This window comes from Bradyrhizobium oropedii (assembly GCF_020889685.1).
GTDB classification, from domain to species: Bacteria; Pseudomonadota; Alphaproteobacteria; order Rhizobiales; family Xanthobacteraceae; genus Bradyrhizobium; species Bradyrhizobium oropedii.
Window position 1 is genome coordinate 1 of sequence record NZ_JACMYO010000301.1, and the last position, 6,706, is coordinate 6,706.

The following is a 6,706-nucleotide window of genomic DNA, read 5'->3' on the forward strand; positions in this document are numbered from 1 at the left end:
CGCTATAACGTACGCCCCAGCATAGGCCGGATTTTGAAGGATGCTAAGCACGCGTGCACTATCTGGCGCACGCCAGACGATCTCGTGTGGAGATGGTCCAAGCAGCGGTCGAACCGGCAAGGACAATCCGTTCCTGTCCAAGTAACGCATCACACGGCGAGCGCTTTGCAGTTCCTGGAATTTGGCGAACACGAGATGAAGACGGGCCTGCACCTCCTCATCGGGATTGAGAATAATTGTGCCCGCTCGATCGTAGGCGAGCCCGGCTGGTAGCGGCAGCCGCAGTTCGCCCCGCGCCGCCTTCTGGCGTTCCCCTTGGTGAAGGCGCATCCGAAGCTGATGCAACTCCGCCTCGCTCATGATGCCGGACAAGCCCAACAGCAGGCGGTCGTGGTAGGCGCGCGGATCGTAAAGCCGCTCGCCATCCGCAATGAGCACGCCGAACACCGAGCACAGTTCGAGAAGCTGATGCCAGTCCCGGTTATTGCGGGCCAAGCGAGAAGCGTCGAGGCTCACCACAAGACCGGCGTTGCCAAGGCCGATCTCGGCAATGAGCTTCTGGAAACCATGACGATCCACGCCGCCAGCACCGGATTTGCCGAGGTCCTCGTCAATGACCTGGACGCGCTCCGGCGGCCAGCCCAAACCGATGGCGCGATCGACGAGTCGGTACTGCAGCTCCGTGCTCTCCTGGTGCTGGCGCACCTGGTTCACTGATGACTGCCGCACGTAGACATAGGCCAACTTGGCTCGGTGCGCAGTCGTGAGCCGCTCGTCAGCGACGCTCAAGCTGATCAGCACGACCCAGTCCCCTTCCGGGCGTGCCGGGAACCGCTTGCATTCGCCGCAGCAGCGTGGCGATCGTTTGAGCAATCTGGGTTTGCGTCGCGGTCGACAGATTCGGCCACAGGCGCGGAATGTCGGCCGGACGGCCGGGTGGATTTGCCAACGTCGGCAGGGGTCGATACGCAACGCGACCTGGAAGCGGTCGGTGGGTCATCGCGAATCACCTTCTCGTCGAGAAGGCTCAGACTCGCGCTCAAATGTTGCATCAATGGGATCAGCGTACGTGCACTGATGCGCGGCAGATCGGCGGCGTTCGGGCGGGAAGTGATCGTCTCGGCAAGGTCCGTCGACGCGATCCGAACCGACCGCAGCCGGCCGTCCGGCAGCGCGACGACGACGTAGGCGGGACCGCGCCCCGACCGCTCCTTCATCACCTCAAGCCGGTGCCCAAACAGAAAATGATGCGGGTCAGTGATCGTGACGTGAGACACGACCCGCTCAAGAATAGGGGTACTCTGACGTGTTCGCGATCCCACGCTCGGCGACGCCATATTGGACCGCATCATTCACAACGCGCACCGCATCGAGCTCAAGGGCGATAGCCTGCGTCGTCGGGCCGACGATAGGACAAAAGCGTGACCACCGCGCACCCGATCGCCCCACCGGCCCACAGGTCCCTCCCGCGCGCGCCGCTGCGTCGCTCGTGGGGGCCACTCCGCGCCGCGCGCGGGGCCCTCCCATGGACCGCCGGAACGATCTCCAAATCCTCCCGCCCGTCTTGACCAGGAACACCATTTCCAGCACACATCAACACGTCAGTCGTGTTCGCCTCCGCAAGTGATCACCATCGTCTGGAAACCGTGATCACGATCGCCTGCAATCGCTGATCACCATCCCTGGAATACGCAGTCCACCCAGAGCAACGGGCCACGGATAACCGGCCCGTCGCCAAAACAGGCTACGAAGTCCGTCTGGCCGATGCGCTGGATGCGAGTTACGCCAGGCGCAAGACCAAAGAGATGCTTGACGCTCTGAAGTGCGTTGAGGCGCGTGCTGACGGCAAGATCTGTATCGCTACAAGTGTCGAAGAGATCAAAGCTGCCACCGACGCGGGATCGTTCGCCATTGTGCTGCACATGGAAGGCGGCGACGCCATCGATGCGGACCTGGTCGAACTGGCGAAGCTCTACCGTCGTGGTGTTCGCTCGCTCGGGCTTGTCTGGAGCCGCCCCAATATATTCGGCCACTGGGTGCCATTTGCATGGCCAAGCTCACCAGATACCGGTCCGGGACTGACGGACGCGGGACGCGATCTGGTGAAAGCATGCAATCGCCTGAGGATCATGATCGATGTGTCCCATCTAAATGAGAAGGGCTTCCGGGATGTGGCGCGGTTGAGCGACGCGCCGCTGGCAGCTACACATTCCTGCGCGCACGCAATATGCACTTCGACAAGAAACTTGACGGACAGACAGCTAGACGCGATCCGTGCGTCCGACGGGATCGCGGGCGTCAACTTCTAAGTGAGGTGCGTTCGCCCCGATGCGCAAGACAACGCCGATACGCCGCTTCACATGCTTGCGCACCATTTCCAGTATTTGGTTGATCGCATAGGCGTAGAAAGGGTAGCGATCGGATCAGATTTCGATGGTGCGACAATCCCTGCTGCGGTCAAAGATGCGAGCGGTCTCCAAAATGTGATTGCAGCGTTGCTCGCGATTGGTTTTGACGAAGAGTCGATACGGAAGATTGCTTTCGACAATTGGATGAGGGTATTTCAACTTACTTGGCTATGATAAGTCGGTGCGGCGGTTTTCTCAGCGGCTTGATCCGAGCGTTCCACTAGTTCGAATTCACCTCAAGTAGACGCGGAGAACGAAGGAATCGCTGAAGTGCACGATCAGGGCGCCTCAGTTAAGCGCCGGTCTTCAGGGTATTCTGAGACTGAGCCTCGAGGGGAGCAGGCGTATCGCGCTTCGGCGAAGGCTACGCTGCGCGTTGTGATACCGTCTGTTCACAGTACAGTGACTGCAGGCTAGCCGGGCTAGCTTTCGAAAAGCTGACCAGGCCCACCAACCCGATTTGAAGTTGCCCACGATTTCGGGATGACGACTCCTCTTCTGGCTCTCATAGGGGCGCCCATTTCGGTTTTGCGCGCAACGCCGACAGAGAGCCTCGCGATGCGCCATGTGCGCGATGTGATCAGGATGAAGCGGCCGAGCGGCCAAGTCGTGAGATTGCGCGGCGAGTCGGGGCAGCGCCCTCGACAGTACGGCGAACGATAGAAAATGATCTTTACCGAGAGATTCTTGCATCCTCTGCTAAGGGATCGGGCGATGCAGTTCTCTATCGCACAAGTCGCACGACTGCGATCCGTCTTTCTTTGCGAGCTTGCTTGTCCGTATGCGGAGGACGACTCACCAATGCGCGGCGCCCGCTGACCCAAGTGGGACCAGCTCAAGGCTAGGGGCGAGCATTATGTTGCCGCCTAGCGGATTGTCTATGGTCGGCGCCCCACTCCCCGGCTCCAGGTAGGCCGTGTAGATTTGACCGTGGATCCTCAACTTTGTGCTCTGAAGCGGCGACCTCGGGAGGTCGCCCTTTCTGTTCAGTGCGCCGATCAGGAAAGGCGGGGCCCGGTCGCGGCGGTGCTCCCAGCCCAAGTCGACAAGATGTCCGTACTCCCCCAAGGATCGATCCACGAAACTCGAGACAGCCTCGGCAGACGATGGCCCAGCCACGTCTGCCGACGGCACATTCAAATGCCCAGGCGGCGGGAGGAGTTCCGTAGCTTCTTGACGTAGTGTCGGAGAATCCGAACTGCTGCCAGCATTTGGCGTTCCCCCGGGCGGCGGTGCCTCGATATCACTGGGAGGAGTACTGTTGCCACCACCACGACTGGCGTGTTCGGCTTGCCAGGTCAGTTCGCGCAAATGCGTTCCCACAGCGAGCTCCGGCACATAATGACGTACTTCCCCAACCAGTTGCCGACCAACGGCACGTTGTGTCACCCGATCGATTGTATCAATGACGGTGGGTCTTGACGTCGCATGTCTCTCGCCAGAAGTCCCCTCGGCCAGACGACCACGCCAAATTTCGACGGGCCTATCGGGCTCGGCAAGACGAGCAGCTGCGGAAATGAAGGCAACGTCGACGGCCTCGGCCGCAGCGGAGATCGCCGGCCAGCGCAGATCGAAGCTCCTTCCCTGGTCGATATCACTCGATGCCCACGATTGTGCTGCCAAGTTGAGACTGTATTCCACGGTACCGGCCGCCCATCCTAGCTGGGTCAGCAGGGCATCGTGCGAAACAAGCTGGAAGACACGCGCCACGAAGTCCACGACTTCACGGGTGTAGCAATACGCTATGTTGGCGTTAGACCGAACCACGGCTTCGTAGGCATCGACCTTGCCGCTCGATGAGCTTCCAAGGTGCGAAAGAGCACCTATGCCGGTGTGCGCGGCGGCGCCGAAGGCTAGAAAGGCCGCCGCTACACTGGGCAGGAGGCGTATCATCTGGCCCGCGGGCACGTCAGGAGTTCCCGCCATCGCGAGGGCCGCAGATTGCGCCGACCGCTCACCGCGAAATCCCCTGAGATAAGCCTCTGGATTGCCGCTCGCCCGCCAAGTGTGCACACCCGCTCTTGTGCCCGCGATCAGTCCCATTACCACGTTGACCGCGGCATGTGCCGCCATTGCGCTATCGTTGACCTCGTGTGGACTTTGCGGATGACGGGAAAGCTTGCGCACCCCCGCCTCAACGACGCGACCAGCAAAGGTTTCGAGCGCACCCTGTGCTGCGTTTGCGGCCAACAGCGCGGTCGTCCAGCACCACCATCGGGCGCGGCCAGCAGCGGGAGCCTCTTGACGCTCCGTCCGTGCGTCCTCATCCAGTGGCAGCGATACGTTGTCCCGGAACTGTGGCTCTGCGTGCCCAGTCAGGTCCTGTTCGGCGTGCAAGTCTCCAGAGCGCGACGGCTCCGCAGCGACAATTTCACAGGCCATCGACAGTTGTTCGGATGTGATTTGGTGGGCTCGCCGCTGGTCATCGGTCAGCGTAGGCGGCCCGCTGGCGTTGCCGCGATCCCACACCCGCATAGGGCTTGGATCGCTTTTGCTCCGGCGCAGAGTCGTAGCCGCGGCTGTGCTGTCTGGCCCATTTGAAATGCCCTCCATCGCACAGCCCTCCGCCCCTCGCGCCAGCCCTTGGAATGCAGCGCAGTTACCTCGATCAGAAACTCGCATGGAGGGTAAATCGCTTGCGCACCGACGCTCAGAGCCTCAGCCGCCGCTGCGGAATCCGCCACATTTGAAATGCCCGTCATCGTGCAGCGCTCCGCCTGTCCCGCCAAGCTTTAGCCTGCAGAGCCAGCGCATCAAGCAACGGCGCGAACGATGGTGGGTCGATCTGCGCAAACTCGAACTTCTGACCCAAGACAAGGTGTTGACTCGCCGGATTGACGAAGAATAGCGGCGCACCAAGCAGGAAGTTCGCGAGGTTTCGGGATAATGCAAGTCCAACCAAGTCATGCTCGGACACCGTCGAAGGCAAGCCTGCGTCGAGCAGCACGGCGGCGATGTCGTGCTGGTCTCCGCACGGATGAACGAACGTGCAGATGATGTCGTGCACAACCAGCGTTCGATCCCGCGCGAAGTCACCAACGTCGTCTAGACCCATCGCATTAGAATAGTCGCCGAGCCACTGAGAGAACGTGCGTGCCATAACGATATCCATGGGCCGTCTGATTCACTTTAGCCGTTGTATGTCTCAGGCCTGTGACGTTCCAACTGCATCGCCATCACCGCTCCGTCGATAACCTGTGCAGCAGTGACACTGTCGGTGGGTGGGCCGGTGATGAAGGCCGATGTTTTCAATGCCAGCTCTTGGCCATGCGGGCGCGCGCGCCGCAGCGGCAGGTCATGCTGGTCGTTGTGCGCGGATGGAAATCTCTCCCGACGTGGTGCAACCGAAAACTCGGCGGCTCGCTTCCGTGAGGGGCCGCACGAATGTTGGTGTTTGTTATCCTCGGTTGAGCGAGCCAGTTGAAAGAATCACGTGACTGAAAATGGATGAAATCAATGTGGTGGCTATACAAAATCGGTGATGTCGGTATTGCGGCAACGTGAGGAGGTTCTGAAACTCCCTCACTCCAAACTCAGAACTTCCTTATTGGCGCTAGATTTGCAATCGCAATGCTGAGATGCGGCAATTTGCGTGCACTACCAACGTTGGTAGTTGATCTGGATCAAAGACACATGTCACTGACTGGTTGATGAACGTCGGATCAATCAAACGTCACCTGCAGGTGTTCGGCATGGAACATCAACCACAATCAGTCCTCGCCAGCGGCCCAGATCGACGCGCTAACTTGTCGCCTGCAGAAATGCTGCGCGCTCAAGTCTGCTCCAGCCATGACCTCTCTGTCCTCACGGAAGCGCAGGATACGCACTCCTGTTGTGCGACCGCCAAGCGCGCAGGTTTCAAAGGCTTCTGCGCGTCGGGCCGGTCACTTGCCTGCTCTCCCGGCTATCGCAACGCCGACGAAGCTTCATGGGGCCAACTCGTTGACGTGGTCGAGCGCATCGTAGAATCAACTGAACCGCCTGTGCTCGTTGTCGGCGATAGCGACTTCAGGCACTTCAACAAAGCGCCCATCTTGGCACGCAAGCTCCGTCAGCGTGGCTTTGCTGGCATCGGGCTCGGCCACAGCCGCATTCCGAAGATGAGCTCGGCTCTTGGCGAGTGCCATCCCGTCGCCGGACGCTGAATTCTCCGGGCAGCCACGGCAGTGAAGAATAGCGGTTATCACCGAACATGGGATCAATGATGATTCGGCAAGACTCCTAGAAACTATTCACGAGGGACCACCGTGGTGCCGTCGCGAGGTTGGTGGGAATTGAGGGTGGCGTAGTCTCCGGGG

The 6,706-nt window shown here is 60.3% G+C and carries 5 protein-coding genes and 2 pseudogenes; 3 read left to right on the plus strand and 4 right to left on the minus strand.

Annotation, left to right across the window (positions count from 1 at the left end; all coding sequences use genetic code 11):
* Positions 1–801, minus strand: an 801-nt coding sequence (locus H8A95_RS40915) for a recombinase family protein (RefSeq protein WP_229188170.1), incomplete at its 3' end; no start/stop codon positions are given.
* Entirely contained in the window at positions 795–1,277 is a 483-nt protein-coding gene (locus H8A95_RS40920; protein ID WP_229172004.1) for a hypothetical protein, read from the minus strand. The genes H8A95_RS40915 and H8A95_RS40920, both read right to left, overlap by 7 nt.
* Positions 1,278–1,308: 31 nt before the next feature.
* Between H8A95_RS40920 and H8A95_RS40925 the strand changes: the two are divergent.
* Positions 1,309–1,425 (plus strand): annotated as a pseudogene (locus H8A95_RS40925) (ATP-binding protein); the annotation flags it as partial.
* A 344-nt stretch (positions 1,426–1,769) separates the two neighbouring features.
* Positions 1,770–2,582, plus strand: a pseudogene (locus tag H8A95_RS40930) (dipeptidase).
* Positions 2,583–3,203: 621 nt separating this feature from the next.
* Here the strand turns inward: H8A95_RS40930 and H8A95_RS40935 are convergent.
* A complete protein-coding gene (locus H8A95_RS40935) occupies positions 3,204–4,598 on the minus strand; it encodes a hypothetical protein (protein ID WP_229172003.1) in 1,395 nt (464 codons plus the stop codon).
* A gap of 508 nt (positions 4,599–5,106) precedes the next feature.
* Positions 5,107–5,508: a type III secretion system chaperone family protein gene (locus H8A95_RS40940; protein WP_229188171.1), complete on the minus strand. Its 402-nt coding sequence runs from the start codon at positions 5,506–5,508 to the stop codon at positions 5,107–5,109.
* 550 nt (positions 5,509–6,058) lie between these two features.
* Between H8A95_RS40940 and H8A95_RS40945 the strand changes: the two genes are divergently transcribed.
* On the plus strand, positions 6,059–6,553 hold the full coding sequence (locus H8A95_RS40945) for an isocitrate lyase/phosphoenolpyruvate mutase family protein (protein ID WP_229172001.1): 495 nt from the start codon (positions 6,059–6,061) through the stop codon (positions 6,551–6,553).
* Positions 6,554–6,706 lie beyond the last annotated feature (153 nt).